14 protein-coding genes are annotated in these 13,560 nt (G+C 72.2%); 8 read left to right on the forward strand and 6 right to left on the reverse strand.

Going from position 1 to position 13,560, the window contains the following annotated elements:
- Positions 1-97: 97 nt before the first annotated feature.
- The 3 genes from panB to ACTWJ8_RS13520 all read left to right on the forward strand — a co-directional run bounded on the left by panB (position 98) and on the right by ACTWJ8_RS13520 (position 3,191).
- A complete protein-coding gene (gene panB, locus ACTWJ8_RS13510; protein WP_356377761.1) occupies positions 98-994 on the forward strand; it encodes a 3-methyl-2-oxobutanoate hydroxymethyltransferase in 897 nt (298 codons plus the stop codon).
- Between the two features lie 326 nt (positions 995-1,320).
- On the forward strand, positions 1,321-2,355 hold the full coding sequence (locus ACTWJ8_RS13515; protein ID WP_443263941.1) for an ATP-binding cassette domain-containing protein: 1,035 nt from the start codon (positions 1,321-1,323) through the stop codon (positions 2,353-2,355).
- The gene (locus ACTWJ8_RS13520) at positions 2,352-3,191 is read left to right on the forward strand and encodes an ABC transporter permease (protein ID WP_443263942.1); all 840 of its coding nucleotides are present in this window, start codon (positions 2,352-2,354) and stop codon (positions 3,189-3,191) included. Before ACTWJ8_RS13515 ends, ACTWJ8_RS13520 begins: the two co-directional genes overlap by 4 nt.
- A 62-nt stretch (positions 3,192-3,253) precedes the next feature.
- Here ACTWJ8_RS13520 and ACTWJ8_RS13525 read toward each other — a convergent pair whose 3' ends face one another.
- Positions 3,254-6,640: an AfsR/SARP family transcriptional regulator gene (locus tag ACTWJ8_RS13525; RefSeq protein ID WP_443263943.1), complete on the reverse strand. Its 3,387-nt coding sequence runs from the start codon at positions 6,638-6,640 to the stop codon at positions 3,254-3,256.
- Positions 6,641-6,644: 4 nt separating this feature from the next.
- Positions 6,645-7,022: a DUF6578 domain-containing protein gene (locus ACTWJ8_RS13530; protein ID WP_356377749.1), complete on the reverse strand. Its 378-nt coding sequence runs from the start codon at positions 7,020-7,022 to the stop codon at positions 6,645-6,647.
- 105 nt (positions 7,023-7,127) lie between these two features.
- Between ACTWJ8_RS13530 and ACTWJ8_RS13535 the strand changes: the two genes are divergently transcribed.
- Complete coding sequence (locus ACTWJ8_RS13535; RefSeq protein ID WP_356377746.1) at positions 7,128-7,928, forward strand: site-2 protease family protein; 801 nt, start codon at positions 7,128-7,130, stop codon at positions 7,926-7,928.
- Here ACTWJ8_RS13535 and ACTWJ8_RS13540 read toward each other — a convergent pair.
- Together ACTWJ8_RS13540 and npdG are read right to left on the reverse strand one after the other, a co-directional pair.
- Positions 7,918-8,109, reverse strand: a complete 192-nt coding sequence (locus tag ACTWJ8_RS13540) for a hypothetical protein (RefSeq protein ID WP_356377743.1) — start codon at positions 8,107-8,109, stop codon at positions 7,918-7,920. The two genes, ACTWJ8_RS13535 and ACTWJ8_RS13540, sit on opposite strands and share 11 nt — an antisense overlap.
- 91 nt (positions 8,110-8,200) lie before the next feature.
- The gene (npdG, locus tag ACTWJ8_RS13545; RefSeq protein WP_356377740.1) at positions 8,201-8,914 is read right to left on the reverse strand and encodes an NADPH-dependent F420 reductase; all 714 of its coding nucleotides are present in this window, start codon (positions 8,912-8,914) and stop codon (positions 8,201-8,203) included.
- Positions 8,915-9,007: 93 nt separating this feature from the next.
- Here npdG and ACTWJ8_RS13550 point away from each other — a divergent pair, with 93 nt between their 5' ends.
- Complete coding sequence (locus ACTWJ8_RS13550; protein WP_356377737.1) at positions 9,008-9,619, forward strand: hypothetical protein; 612 nt, start codon at positions 9,008-9,010, stop codon at positions 9,617-9,619.
- Positions 9,620-9,650: 31 nt separating this feature from the next.
- On the opposite strand, the gene ACTWJ8_RS13555 is transcribed toward ACTWJ8_RS13550, so the two are convergent.
- A complete protein-coding gene (locus tag ACTWJ8_RS13555; protein WP_356377735.1) occupies positions 9,651-9,875 on the reverse strand; it encodes a hypothetical protein in 225 nt (74 codons plus the stop codon).
- A gap of 57 nt (positions 9,876-9,932) precedes the next feature.
- On the opposite strand from ACTWJ8_RS13555, the gene map reads away from it, so the two are divergent.
- Both map and ACTWJ8_RS13565 read left to right on the forward strand, forming a co-directional pair.
- A complete protein-coding gene (map, locus tag ACTWJ8_RS13560) occupies positions 9,933-10,805 on the forward strand; it encodes a type I methionyl aminopeptidase (RefSeq protein ID WP_356377732.1) in 873 nt (290 codons plus the stop codon).
- A gap of 119 nt (positions 10,806-10,924) precedes the next feature.
- Complete coding sequence (locus ACTWJ8_RS13565; RefSeq protein WP_443263944.1) at positions 10,925-11,575, forward strand: biliverdin-producing heme oxygenase; 651 nt, start codon at positions 10,925-10,927, stop codon at positions 11,573-11,575.
- 20 nt (positions 11,576-11,595) lie between these two features.
- Here the strand turns inward: ACTWJ8_RS13565 and ACTWJ8_RS13570 are convergent, their stop codons facing one another.
- Positions 11,596-12,249, reverse strand: coding sequence for a PhzF family phenazine biosynthesis protein (locus ACTWJ8_RS13570; protein ID WP_443263945.1), 654 nt, complete (start codon positions 12,247-12,249; stop codon positions 11,596-11,598).
- A 158-nt stretch (positions 12,250-12,407) separates the two neighbouring features.
- Between ACTWJ8_RS13570 and efeO the strand changes: the two genes are divergently transcribed.
- On the forward strand, positions 12,408-13,550 hold the full coding sequence (gene efeO / locus ACTWJ8_RS13575; RefSeq protein WP_356377724.1) for an iron uptake system protein EfeO: 1,143 nt from the start codon (positions 12,408-12,410) through the stop codon (positions 13,548-13,550).
- The last annotated feature ends 10 nt before the right edge of the window (positions 13,551-13,560 follow it).

Below are 13,560 nucleotides of genomic sequence, written 5' to 3' on the forward strand. Positions count from 1 at the left end.
TTGGGGGCCTGGCGCGAGGGCGGCACGCGGTGCCACCATGGAGGTGATCCGGGGACGCCGTGAGGGCGCCTCGAGACGACAAGAAGGAGCCGTTGCGATGACGCAACCCACAGAGCTTTCGGCTGCCCAGAACGCACAGAGCGCACCGAGCGAGCAGAGTGCCCAGAAGTCCACCGTGCTGTACGGGGGCAAGGGCTCGCGGCGGGTCTCGGTCCGGGACATCGGCCTCGCCAAGGAGCGCGGCGAGAAGTGGCCCATGCTCACCGCGTACGACGCGATGACGGCGTCGGTCTTCGACGAGTCCGGGATCCCCGTGATGCTGGTCGGCGACTCGGCGGGCAACTGCCACCTCGGGTACGACACGACGGTGCCGGTGACCCTGGACCAGATGGTGATGCTGTCGGCGGCGGTCGTACGGGGCACGTCCCGCGCGCTGATCGTCGGCGATCTGCCGTTCGGCTCGTACCAGGAGGGCCCGACGCAGGCGCTCAGGTCCGCGATGCGGCTGGTCAAGGAGGCCGGGGTCGGAGCGGTGAAGCTGGAGGGCGGCGAGCGCTCCCACGAGCAGATCAAGCTGCTCGTCGACGCCGGGATCCCCGTCATGGCGCACATCGGCCTGACGCCGCAGTCCGTCAACACGCAGGGCTACCGCGTGCAGGGGCGCGGCGAGGAGGCCGCGGCGCAGCTGCTGCGGGACGCGAAGGCGGTGCAGGACGCGGGCGCGTTCGCCGTCGTCCTGGAACTGGTGCCGGCGGAGCTGGCGGCCGAGGTCACGCGGGCGCTGCACATTCCGACGGTCGGCATCGGGGCGGGGGCCGGTACGGACGCGCAGGTCCTGGTCTGGACGGACGCGCTCGGCCTCACCGGTGGGAAGATGCCGCGCTTCGTGAAGAAGTACGCCGAACTGCGGTCGGTCATGTCCGACGCGGCGAAGGCGTTCGCGGAGGACGTCGTCGGCGGAACGTTCCCCCAGGAGCAACACTCCGTCCACTGACCGCACCCCGGACGGGACGGCCTCGTCCACTGGGCGCACCCGGGCGGGGCCGACCCGTCCGCTGAGCCAATTCGGTACGACCGCGGCCCGCCGTCTTCCCCCAACGGCGGGCCGCGCCTTTCGCTCCGCGGGGTTACGGGGGGGGTGTGCGCCCCACGCGCTCCCGGCTCTCCCTCTCCCCCGCCCATCTCCCACCCACCTCAGCCCACGTCGCCGCGCACCCCGACCCACCCGCCCCACCCCCTGTCGGCCCCCTGTCGGCACCGCCCACCCGCTGTCGGACGGATGTCGGTGGGTTGTCGGTGGGGGGTGGCAGCTTGGTGGGCATGACGCGAAACGACAAGAATCCCGAGATCGGTCCGGGCAGCCACCGCCCGGTCGCCGTGTCCGTGCGGGGGCTGGTCAAGCACTACGGCGAGACCAAGGCCCTGGACGGCGTGGACCTGGACGTGCACGAGGGCACCGTGATGGGCGTGCTGGGGCCGAACGGCGCCGGCAAGACCACCCTCGTACGCTGCCTCTCCACCCTGATCACCCCGGACGCCGGCACGGCGATCGTCGCCGGCTACGACGCCGTGCAGCAGCCCCGCCAGCTCCGCCGCGTGATCGGTCTCACCGGCCAGTACGCCTCGGTCGACGAGAAGATCAGCGGGCGGGAGAACCTGTACATGATCGGGCGGCTGCTCGACCTGTCCAGGAAGGAGGCGAAGGCGCGGGCCGACGGGCTCCTCGAGCGGTTCAGCCTCACCGACGCCGCCGCCCGGCCCGCCAAGACGTACTCCGGCGGCATGCGGCGCCGCCTCGACCTCGCCGCTTCGATGATCGGCCGCCCGCACGTCCTCTACCTGGACGAGCCGACGACCGGCCTCGACCCCCGTACCCGTAACGAGGTGTGGGACGAGGTGAGGAGCATGGTGCGGGACGGCGTCACCGTCCTGCTCACCACGCAGTACATGGAGGAGGCCGAGCAGCTCGCCTCCGAGCTCACCGTCATCGACCGCGGCCGGGTCATCGCCGCGGGCGGCATCGAGGAGCTGAAGGCGAAGGTCGGCGGCCGCACCCTGCGGATCCGCCCGGCCGACCCGATGGAGCTGCGCCCGCTCGCGCACGCGATCGACGACATGGGGCTCACGGGCCTCGCCACGACCACCGTGGACACCGAGTCCGGGGCCGTCCTGGTCCCCGTACTGAGCGACGAGCAGCTGACCGCCGTGGTCGGCGCGGTCACCGCGCGCGGCATCACCATCGCCTCGATCGGATCCGAACTGCCCAGCCTGGACGAGGTGTTCCTGTCCATCACCGGCCAGAAGGCCTCCGCCCCGGAGGACGCCCGGCCCGAACTCGAGGAGGCCGCCGTATGAGTGCCACCACCCTCTCCCCGACCGCCGCGGCCCCCACGATCACCGTCGAGGCCGACCCCAAGATCGGCCTGCGCGGCCACCTGCGCCATACGGGCGCGCTGATACGGCGCAACCTGCTGTGGATCCGCAACGACCCGGAGTCGATGTTCGACGCCGTGCTCATGCCGATCGTCTTCACGCTCCTGTTCGTGTACGTCTTCGGCGGCTCCATCGGCGCCTCGATGGGCGGCGGCCAGGACGCGTACGTGCAGTACGTGATCCCCGGCATGATCGCGATGATGAGCATGAACATCGCTCAGGGCGTGGGCACCGGCTTCAACGAGGACTTCCACAAGGGCATCATGGACCGCTTCCGCACGCTGCCCATCGGGCGCGGTTCGGTCCTCATGGCCAAGGTGTCCGTGGAGCTCCTGAGGCTGCTCGTCGCCACCACGATCCTGATGATCGTCGCGCTGCTCGTCGGCTTCGACATCACCAACTGGGTGGGGCTGCTCGCCGCGTTCGGACTCACCGCGTTCTTCGGATCCTCCATCATGTGGATCTTCCTGACGCTCGGCGTCACCATGAAGACCGCGCAGGCCGTGCAGGCCATGGGCTTCCTGGTGATGATGCCGCTGCAGTTCGGTTCGTCGATCTTCGCGCCGACCCAGTCGATGCCGGGCTGGCTCCAGGCCTTCACGGACTGGAACCCGATGTCGACCCTCGCGGACGCCTGCCGCGGCCTGATGGTCGGCGGCCCGGCCGCCCACGACGTGTGGGTGACGGTCGCCTGGTCGCTGCTGCTCACGGCCGTCATGGCGCCGGTCGCGATCCGCAAGTTCACCAAGAAGAGCTGAGCGAGCGGACGCGGGACCGCGCCGGGCGACGGCCTCCGTCGATCCGCGTCAGTCGTCGGGCGTCAGTCGCCCAGCAGGGCGGTGGCCTCCTCCAGGGAGAGGCCGCCGCCCTTCGCGTATTCCCGTGCGTACGTCGCCTCGTCGAGCAGCGCGCGGACCGCGGTCTCGGCCGCCTCCCGCCAATTCCGTTCGAGGCGGGCCGGCTTGTGGCCCTCGGGGGTGGTCGCGTCGGCGGCGCCGAGGAGCCGCGCCGCGGCCACCGCGTCCCCGTCGGCGGCGCGCTGGGCGAGGGCGTGTGCCCCGGTGCACAGGTGCATGCCGACGAGCTGCGGCATGACGAGCGCGGACAGCGGGTCCCGCGCGATGTCGAGACAGCGCCGTACGTTGCCGAGCGCGTCCTCGTTGTGCCCGTCGACGGCGTCGATCATCGCCTCCATGCCGATGGTCATGCCGTGGAAGAAGCCGATCTGCGCGACCCTGAACTCGCCGCGCAGCAGCTCCAGTTGGTGGCGGGCCTCGGCGGTGCGGCCGGTGGACGCCAGGTGGGAGACCAGGAAGAGGCGGGCGGCGGGCCGGGATTCGTTGGTGTGTCTGCGGCCGTCCTCCAGGGACTCCCACAGCAGCGCCTCGCCCTCCTCCGTGTACCCCTGCTCGATCCGCGCCTGGCCGAGCCTGACCTGGAGGATCGCGGCCTGGGAGTGGGCGCCCATGCTGTGCGCGACCTCGCGGGCGCGGCTGTAGTCGGCGGCGGCGCCCTCGAAGTCGCCGAGCTTCTCGCGGGCCTCGCCGCGCGCGGACAGCGCCTCGGCGGTGCCCCACTCGTCGCCGAGGCGGCTGAACAGTTCCAGGGACTCGTCGGCGTACGCGAGTCCCTCCTCGGCCCAGTCGCTGCGGTTCGCGAACACGTTGGCCCGCATCTGGAGGACGAGGGCGAGCTCCCAGTCGTAGCCGAGTTCGCGGCAGGTGCGGGCGGAGACCGCGGCGAGTTCCTGGAGCCTGTCCATGTCGCCGGTCATCAGGACGGCGAAGTACCAGATGTTGCCGGGCGGGCGGCAGGCCTGCGGGAGGTCGGCGCGGTACGTCTCGATGACGGCGCGCAGCCGGGCCTGGCCCTCCGCGCTCTGCCAGTGGTCCATCTCCATGTCCATGTAGCCGAGGCGGCACAGGTGGACCTGGCGGCGGGCCTCTTCGAAGAGTTCGCCGGTGAGCGGGGGCGGGGTGTCGGTGCAGCGCTCGTGCAGCGGCGGTGCGGGGCGGACGGGTCCCGCGAACGGGTCGGGGCCGAGCGCGGCGGCCTCGCCCGTCCACGTACGGGCGTCGGTGCGCAGGTCCCGCATCTGCCAGAACCAGGACAGGGACAGGACGAGGCAGAACGCCTCCTGCTCGTCCCCGGCGGCGACGGCGTGCCGCAGGGCCGTGCGCAGATTCTCGTAGTCCCGCTCGATGGTGGCGATGGCGGCGCGCTGGCCGCTGCCGCGGAGCAACGGGTCGGTGGTACGGGCGAGTTCGCGGTAGTACGTGAGGTGGGCGCGCTCGGCGTCGGCGCGGTCGCCGGACTCGTCGAGGCGGTCGGCCGCGTACTCGGAGACGGTCTCCAGGAGCCGGTAGCGCATGCCGCCCGTGTCGTCCTCGGGGGCGGCGACGACGAGCGACTTGTCGACGAGGGAGGCGAGGGTGTCGAGGGCGTCGGGGCCGCAGACGGCCTCGGCGGCGGGCAGGTCGCAGCCGCCGCTGAACACGGAGAGGCGGGCGAGGGTGGCGCGTTCGGGCGCGTCGAGGAGGTCCCACGACCAGTCGACGACCGCGCGCAGCGTCTGCTGGCGGGGCAGGGCGGTGCGGGCGCCGGAGGTGAGGAGGCGGAAGCGGTCGTCGAGGCGGTCGGCGATCTGGCGCGGGGTGAGCATGCGCAGGCGGGCGGCGGCGAGTTCGATGGCGAGCGGGAGGCCGTCGAGGCGGCGGCAGATCTCGCCGACGGCGTCGGGGTCCTGGTCCGGGGTGAAGCCGGGGCGGACGGCGGCGCCGCGCTCGCCGAACAGCCGGAGGGCGTACGGCTCCGGGAGCGGCTCGACCGGGTACAGCGATTCGCCCGGTACGCCGAGGGGTTCGCGGCTCGTGGCGAGGATCGTGAGGCCGGGGCAGTGGGCGAGGAGGTCGTCGGCGAGGGTGGCGGCGGCGTCGACGACGTGCTCGCAGTTGTCGAGGATGAGCAGGAGGCGGCGGTCGGCGCAGTGTTCGACGAGGCGGACGAGGGGGTCGTCGCCCTGGCGGTCGCCCGCGGCGCGGAGTTCCTCGGCGCCGGCGCCGCGGAGGACGGTTTCGCGGGCGCCGAGGGCGCTGACGACTGCCTCCGGCACGGCGGTGGGGTCGCTGACCGGGGCCAGTTCGGCGAGCCACACGCCGTCCGGGGTGTCGGTGAGGCCCTCGGCGGCCTCCTGGCTGAGCCGTGTCTTGCCCGCGCCGCCGGGCCCGAGCAGGGTGACCAGTCGTACGCGGCCGAGCTCGCGCCGAATGGCCTCGATGTCCCCCGCCCTCCCGACGAACGAGGTCAGCCGCGCCCTGAGGTTCCCCGGGGCGGAGGCCGTCATATCGGCGCGCCGCACCAAGGCGGGGGCGAGCTCGTCGGCCGGCTCCGGCAGAACGAGCCCCGCCGTCGATCGAGGCGCGGGGTCCGGGGCGGAGCCCCGTGGCGTGGGGGCGGTGGGGCCCGAGGACGCGGGGGACGCTGGGGACGCCGGGGTCAGCAACTCCGCGTGCAGCGCACGGAGTTCAGGCCCGGGGTCCGCGCCGAGCGTGTCCGCCAGGTCCCGGCGGAGCGCCTCGTACGCCGCCAGCGCCTCCGCCGCCCGCCCCGCGGAGCGCAACGCCCGCAGGCGCAGCACCTGCAACGGCTCGTCCAGCGGGTGCGTCTCGCAGAGGGACGTGAGCTCGGGCAGGGCCTCCGGCCCCCGTCCGAGGTCGAGGCAGGCGGCGAGCCTGGCCCGCCGCGCGTCCAGGTGCCGCGCCTCCCACCGCGTCGCCTCGGTCCCCCGGTCGGGCAGGTCGGCGAGCGCGGGCCCGTGCCACAGGGCGAGCGCGTCGTCGAGGACGTCGAGCGCCTTGGCGGGGTCGCCGTCCGCGAGCGCCCCGATCCCGTCGCCGGTGAGCCGCTCGAAGCGGAACAGGTCGACGTCGTCGGCGCCGGCGGCCAGCCGGTAGCCCCCGTCGGACGAGGTGACCGCGTCGGCGCCCAGCGCCCTGCGCAGCCGCCCGACGAGCGCCTGCAACGCACCGGCCGCGTCGGCGGGCGGCTCGTCGCCCCACACCTCGTCGACGAGGAGCGCGGCGGGCACCGCGCGTCCGGGCCGCAGCGCGAGCACCGTCAGCAGGGCGCGCAGCCGCGCCCCGCCGACCGGGACGGCCGTGCCGTCGTCGCGGAGTGCCTGCGTGGTGCCGAGGATGCGGTAGCGCACGGGCCTATTCTCCCCGCTGTCCCGCGGGCCCGGCGTCGGGTACCTCGAGGCCGACCAGGACGCCGTCGTCGCGGAGCGTGGGATCGGTGCCGGTGAACCACTTGGGGCAGGAGTCGACGGGCCGCTTCCGCAGCGTCCCGGGCACCGCCTCGTACGTGCGCGAGCCCGGCGCGGTCTGCCGGTAGACGCGGCTGACGATGTGCACGAACCGCACCCGCCCGCGCGTGACGGGCCAGTCGTCGCCGTGCGTCTCGACCCGGAACTCCCCGGGGTCCTCGCCGTTCTGGGGCCGCAGCGGCCACGCCACCTCGTCGCCCACGGAGAACGGTGTGCCGCAGCACTCCATCTGCCAGTCGTCGTACCAGACGTTCCACATCGTCATGCCCCCACCTTGTCCGGAACTCCCGCCGTACCGCGACACGTTTCCCGCGTACAGCGAGTACGTTCGGTGAGCCAGTCGACCAGCCAGACCCGGGAGTCCCACCCCATGACCACCGCCACCGCACGCCGCGGCGACAACAGGATCAGTCCCGTCTTCCTCGGCATCGCCGCGATCACGGCCGTGGCCGGGTGGGCGGTGTGGACGGACTTCGCGTCCCAGCCGGGCTTCGCGGTGTTCCTGTTCGTGACGGGCGCCTGGGTCGTCTCGCTCTGTCTGCACGAGTACGCGCACGCGCGCACGGCCCTGCACAGCGGCGACATCTCGATCGGCTCGAAGGGCTATCTGACGCTGAACCCGCTGAAGTACACGCACGCGCTGCTGAGCATCGTGCTGCCGGTGATCTTCGTGATCATGGGCGGCATCGGTCTGCCGGGCGGCGCCGTGTTCATCGAGCGGGGCCGCATCCAGGGCCGCTGGAAGCACAGCCTGATCTCGGCGGCGGGCCCGCTGACGAACGTGCTGTTCGCGATCGTGTGCACCGCCCCGTTCTGGCTGGACGCGCTGGACGGGGTGCCGGACACGTTCCGCTACGCGCTCGGGTTCCTCGCCCTGCTCCAGGTGACGGCGGCGATCCTGAACTTCCTGCCGGTGCCGGGCCTGGACGGCTACGGGGTGATCGAGCCGTGGCTGTCGTACAAGGTGCGGCGTCAGGTGGAGCCGTTCGCGCCGTTCGGTCTGCTCGCGGTGTTCGCGGTGCTGTGGATCCCGGAGATCAACCAGTGGTTCTTCGACGCGGTCGACTGGGTGCTCGGCGCGCTCGGCGTCCACGAGTGGGACACGTACTGGGGTCTGCAGTTCTACCGGTTCTGGCAGGGCACGCCGGAGATCCCGACGTTCACGCAGTAGCGCCCTTGGCGGCCTGCTTCTCGGCCTTGGCCCTGCGCACGTAGAACCACGTCATGTTCGACGTGATGCCGGCGATCAGGACCCAGACGATCCCGAGGAAGCTGCCCTCGACGAAGGAGACCACGGCCGCCGCGACCGCGAGGACGCAGACGACGAGGGCGAACAGTGCGATGCGGGGCATGGGGCTTCGGCTCCAGACGGCGGCACGACGGGTAGTACGCCGACCAGTGTCCCCCATGCCCCGCGAGCGCCGGAAGGCACCCCGTACGTGGCTATACGTCTGTTACGCGCAGTCCCGCGTGCGCCTTGTAGCGGCGGTTCACGGAGATCAGGTTGGCGACGAGGGACTCGACCTGGTGCGCGTTGCGCAGGCGGCCCGAGAAGATGCCGCGCATGCCGGCGATGCGGCCCGCGAGCGCCTGCACGATCTCCACGTCGGCGCGCTCCTCGCCGAGCACCATGACGTCGGTGTCGATCTCGTCGACCTCGGGGTCGGCGAGCAGCACGGCCGACAGGTGGTGGAAGGCGGCGGTGACGCGGGAGTCGGGGAGCAGGGCCGCGGCCTGTTCGGCGGCGCTGCCCTCCTCGGGCTTCAGGGCGTACGCGCCCTTCTTGTCGAAGCCGAGCGGGTTGACGCAGTCGACGACGAGCTTGCCCGCGAGGTCCTCGCGGAGGGCTTCGAGGGTGGCGCCGTGGCCGTCCCACGGCACGGCGACGATCACGACGTCGCTGCGGCGGGCGCACTCGGCGTTGTCGGCGCCCTCGATGCCGAGGCCGAGCTCGTCGGCGGCGGCCTCGGCGCGCTCGGCGGCGCGGGAGCCGAGGATCACCTTCTGGCCCGCGCGGGCGAAGCGGTAGGCGAGGCCCTTGCCCTGCGGCCCTGTGCCGCCGAGCACGCCGACGACGAGGCCGGACACGTCGGGGAGGTCCCAGGGGTCCTTGGCGGGGGCCTTCGGGCCGCTCTGGCTGCTATCGGTAGAGGTCATGCAGCGACCCTACTCAAGGGTATGTGGCTCGTACGGGCGGACTTCGCCCGAACGCGGCGAACGGGCCCGTGACTTGAGGCACGATGCGGGCCCATGGACGCCGTACGAGTGGCACTGCTGCGCGAGGTGCTCGCCGGGACCGAGTGGCCGTCGGCCACGCGCCGTTTCGCGGGGGCGCTGCGCTCCTCCGTCGCCGCGCACGGCGGCGGGCTCCTCCTGGTGGGCTCGCCGACGTACGAGCCGTGGCATCTCGCGGCGCATCTGGTGGACGAGGCGGCCTGGTCCGGGATGCCGGAGCTCGCGCCGACGCTGGTGCGGCACGCGGCGCGGCCCGACGACCCGGCGCATCTGGCGGTGGGCCTCGGGCGCCTGGAGGCGGCGCGGCGGGGCGAGACGCTGCTCGTGGTCACGCCGACGGATCCCGGGGCGCCGCTCCTGGAGCGCGTGCACGACGCGCGGCGGGCCGGGGCGCGGATCCTGGCGCTGGAGGCGGGTGCCTGCGGCGGGGGCGATCTGCACGCCATGGCGCACGACGGGCTGAGCGTGCCCGAGGACACGGATCTCGACCTGGACACGGTGCAGCATCTGGTCAGCGCGGCGGCCGGGGAGACGGCGGTGGGGGCGCCGCGGGGACGGCGCGGGTTCCGGGACCGGTTGTCCCGGCTCGCGGATCACCTGACGGCGCCGCCGCCGGCTCGCTGGTGAGCCGTCCGCCCGCCCGCGCCGCTCCGCGTGCCTACTCGTCCGAGCCCTCGGGCTTGTCGTGCCAGCGGGGATCGGACTCCCACTCGACGTTGCGCTCTCTCGCGGTCTCCATCGCGTGCTGCGCCTCCTCGCGGGAGGCGTAGGGACCGAAGCGGTCCTTGTTGGGGCACTCGGGCCCCTCCTCGACCTTCTTGTGCTCCAGGCAGTAGTACCACTCGCCCGGCTTTCCGACGGTCCGCTTCTTGAACAGTGCCACGGCGGCTCCTCTCCTCTCCGCCATGCTCCCCCACGCACGCTCGTTACACTCGCTGGCATGTCTGGCCAGTCGCAAGCGTCGCCCACCCTGCTCGTCCCGGGGGAGATCTCCCCCCTCCGTTCCGTGCCCGGGAACATCCGGCGCCCCGAGTACGTCGGCAAGCCCGCGCCGACCCCGTACACGGGCCCCGAGGTGCAGACCCCGGAGACCATCGAGGCGATGCGGATCGCCGGGCGGATCGCGGCGCGGGCCATGGCGGAGGCCGCGAAGGCGATCGCCCCCGGCGTCACCACGGACGAGCTGGACCGGATCGCGCACGAGTACATGTGCGACCACGGCGCCTACCCGTCCACGCTCGGCTACCGCGGCTTCCAGAAGTCGCTGTGCACGAGCGTCAACGAGGTCATCTGCCACGGCATCCCCGACTCGACCGTCCTCAAGGACGGCGACATCATCAACCTGGACGTCACCGCGTACATCGGCGGCGTGCACGGCGACAACAACGCCACGTACCTGGTCGGCGACGTCGACGAGGAGTCGACGCTGCTCGTCGAGCGGACCCGCGAGTCCCTCAACCGTGCCATCAAGGCCGTGAAGCCGGGCCGCCAGATCAACATCATCGGCCGCGTCATCGAGTCGTACGCCAAGCGCTTCGGCTACGGCGTCGTGCGGGACTTCACGGGGCACGGCATCAACTCGTCGTTCCACAGCGGCCTGATCATCCCGCACTACGACTCCCCGCACGCCACCACCGTGATCCAGCCCGGCATGACGTTCACGATCGAGCCGATGCTGACCCTCGGCACGCACGAGTACGACATGTGGGAGGACGGCTGGACCGTGGTCACGAAGGACCGCAAGCGGACCGCCCAGTTCGAGCACACGCTGGTCGTCACGGAGACCGGCGCGGAGATCCTCACGCTGCCGTAGCCGAGACCGCCCGAGCGCCGAGCCCGCCCCTTTCCGGGGCGGGCTTCTCCGTTTACGTTCCCTTGATCGGGACAGTGGGTACGCTTTTACCGACAGCCTGTCGGCAACCCGGAGGTCCCATGGACACCCCGTTCTCCACCCTGATCCGCACCGCCTCCCACGAGCAGCACACCGAGGCGGAGACCTCGACGTTCATGGGCGACCTGCTCGGCGGCCGGCTCGGCGTGGACGCGTACGCGCGGTACACGGAGCAGCTGTGGTTCGTGTACCGGGCGCTCGAGGACGGCGCCCGGCACCTCGCCGACGATCCGGTGGCCGGGCCGTTCCTCCGGCCCGAGCTGCTGCGCGTGCCCGAGCTGGAGCGGGACCTCGCGCATCTGCGGGGCACCGACTGGCGGGAGACGGCCTCCGCGCTGCCGCAGACGCGGGCGTACGCGGAGCGGGTCGCGCGGTGCGCGCGGGAATGGCCGGGCGGATATGTGGCGCACCACTACACGCGGTACCTGGGCGATCTCTCGGGCGGGCAGATCATCCGCGACAAGGCGGAGAAGACATGGGGCTTCGCGCGCAAGGGGGACGGGGTGCGGTTCTACGTCTTCGAAGGGGTGGGCAATCCGGCGGCCTTCAAGCGGGAGTACCGGGAGCTGCTCGACCGGATCCCCGTGGACGAGCTGGAGAAGCAGCGGGTGGTGGCGGAGTGCAAGGAGGCGTTCGCCCTGAACACGGCGGTGTTCCGCGGGCTGGGTGAAGAGTTCCGGTCGGCCGCGTAGGCCTTCGACCGGCCGTCGGCTCAGGTGAGCCGGACCCTGCCGCCCACCTCGATCAGGCCCGCCGGCTGGGGGGCCGTGAGGATCTGGGAGCCGGCGCCCTGGCGGATGTTGAGGGCGCGGTCGAGGTGGGCCGTGAGGGAGAGGGCGGCGGCGCCGGTGGCCTCGTCCTCCACGATGCCGTCGCCGCGGCCGGGGAAGGCGCGGGCGCGGACCCGGCCCGCGGCCTCGTCCTCCCAGGCCCAGGCGTAGATCCACTCCCCCTCGGGCGGCACCGGCAGCGCGTCGACCTCGGCGGCGGACCCGTACTGCCGCAGCGTCCGACCCGGCGCCCACTCGGCGCGGGCCTCGATCCAGGTGAACTCGCCGTCGAGGCGCGCGCCGACGATCCCGGCGGGCACGACGAGCTCGGGGACGTCGAGCAGCCAGGCCGCGCCGACGCACGGGTGCCCCGCGAACGGCAGGCGCGCGGACGGCGTGCAGATGTCGATGACGCCGCGCTCGGGGTCGTCGACGAAGACGGTCTCGCTGAAGCCCAGCTTGGAAGCGAATGCCTGCCGCTCGTCCGGGTCCGGCATGCGGGCGCCCTCGCGGACGACGCCGAGCGCGTTGCCGTGCCGGCCGGCGGCGTCACAGAAGACCCGCACCACGTCGTAGTCGCTGCCGTACTCGTTCATGGCGGCAGTCAACCACGCGACATACACCCCTTGACCAGTCCTTGACCCATCCCTGACTTGCCCATGGGCGGTACTGAGGTAAGCCTCATATAAGTTAGGCGCGCCTTAGTTGACCCTGTGCACCCTCTGTACCAATGCTGTACGCCCTTGGAGCCCGGATGCGAGCCGCCCGACTCACCTTTGCCACCGCCTGCGCGGCGGTGGCCGCCCTGACCGCCGTCACGGGCTGCACCCAGAAGAGCGACGCCAAGAGCGCCGGCTCCGGTGCGATCAAGGTGACCGCCGACGACGACAGCTGCAAGGTCTCGAAGACCTCGTTCCCCGCGGGCCACGTGGAGCTCGCGGTCGAGAACAAGGGCTCGCGCGTCACCGAGGTCGAGATCCTCTTCCCCGACGACCGGATCGTGTCCGAGCGCGAGAACATCGGCCCCGGCACCAAGCACAGCCTCACCGCCGAGGTGAAGAGCGGCGACTACCGGATCGCCTGCATCCCCGGCATGAAGGGCAAGGGCCACCGCCAGGACGTGAAGGTCACCGGCGGCAAGGCCGCCAAGCGCGACCCGCGCCTCGACAAGGCCGTCGCCGACTACCGCGCGTACACCCAGACCCAGGCCGACGAGACGCTGCCGAAGGTGAAGACCTTCACCGACGCCGTCCGCGACGGGGACCTGGAGGCCGCCAAGAAGGCGTACGCCCCGTCCCGTATCGGCTGGGAGCGCACCGAGCCGGTCGCCGAGTCCTTCGGCGACATCGACCCGAAGGTCGACGTGCGGGCCGACGGCCTCGAAGAGGGCCAGAAGTGGACCGGCTGGCACCGCCTGGAGAAGGCGCTGTGGCAGGACAAGAAGATCGGCAAGGAAGAGAAGACCCTCGCCGACAAGCTGGACAAGGACCTGAAGGACTGGCAGCAGCGCGTCGGCAAGGCGGAGATCACGCCCACGTCCATGGCCAACGGCGCCAAGGAACTGCTCGACGAGGTCGCCACCGGCAAGGTCACCGGCGAGGAGGAGCGCTACTCGCACACCGACCTCGTCGACTTCAAGGCCAACGTCGAGGGCGCCGAGAAGGCGTACGAGCTGCTCAAGCCCGTCGCGTCGAAGAACGACCCGGCGCTCGCCAAGGACCTCGACAAGCAGTTCGCCGCGCTCGACGAGCTGCTCGACAAGTACCGCGAGGGCAAGAGCGGCTACGAGTTCACCTCCTACGACAAGGTCGGCAAGGCGGACCAGAAGGAGCTGTCCGACGCGGTCAACGCGCTGGCGGAGCCGCTGTCGAAGCTGGCCGCCGCGGTCGTCGAGTAGTCGCGGACGT

Origin of the sequence: Streptomyces sp. SDT5-1 (assembly GCF_052245995.1) — a bacterium.
Taxonomy (GTDB): domain Bacteria; phylum Actinomycetota; class Actinomycetes; order Streptomycetales; family Streptomycetaceae; genus Streptomyces.

Bases quoted from the DNA above. Each gene is read 5' to 3' on its own strand.
- ACTWJ8_RS13550 (WP_356377737.1), top strand. From the start codon at position 9,008: ATGGACGCCGTACGAGTGGCACTGCTGCGCGAGGTGCTCGCCGGGACC.
- ACTWJ8_RS13570 (WP_443263945.1), bottom strand. From the start codon at position 12,249: ATGAACGAGTACGGCAGCGACTACGACGTGGTGCGGGTCTTCTGTGAC.
- ACTWJ8_RS13515 (WP_443263941.1), top strand. From the start codon at position 1,321: ATGACGCGAAACGACAAGAATCCCGAGATCGGTCCGGGCAGCCACCGC.
- npdG (WP_356377740.1), bottom strand. From the start codon at position 8,914: ATGACCTCTACCGATAGCAGCCAGAGCGGCCCGAAGGCCCCCGCCAAG.
- ACTWJ8_RS13565 (WP_443263944.1), top strand. From the start codon at position 10,925: ATGGACACCCCGTTCTCCACCCTGATCCGCACCGCCTCCCACGAGCAG.
- ACTWJ8_RS13535 (WP_356377746.1), top strand. From the start codon at position 7,128: ATGACCACCGCCACCGCACGCCGCGGCGACAACAGGATCAGTCCCGTC.
- efeO (WP_356377724.1), top strand. From the start codon at position 12,408: ATGCGAGCCGCCCGACTCACCTTTGCCACCGCCTGCGCGGCGGTGGCC.
- map (WP_356377732.1), top strand. From the start codon at position 9,933: ATGTCTGGCCAGTCGCAAGCGTCGCCCACCCTGCTCGTCCCGGGGGAG.
- ACTWJ8_RS13540 (WP_356377743.1), bottom strand. From the start codon at position 8,109: ATGCCCCGCATCGCACTGTTCGCCCTCGTCGTCTGCGTCCTCGCGGTC.
- ACTWJ8_RS13520 (WP_443263942.1), top strand. From the start codon at position 2,352: ATGAGTGCCACCACCCTCTCCCCGACCGCCGCGGCCCCCACGATCACC.
- panB (WP_356377761.1), top strand. From the start codon at position 98: ATGACGCAACCCACAGAGCTTTCGGCTGCCCAGAACGCACAGAGCGCA.
- ACTWJ8_RS13530 (WP_356377749.1), bottom strand. From the start codon at position 7,022: ATGACGATGTGGAACGTCTGGTACGACGACTGGCAGATGGAGTGCTGC.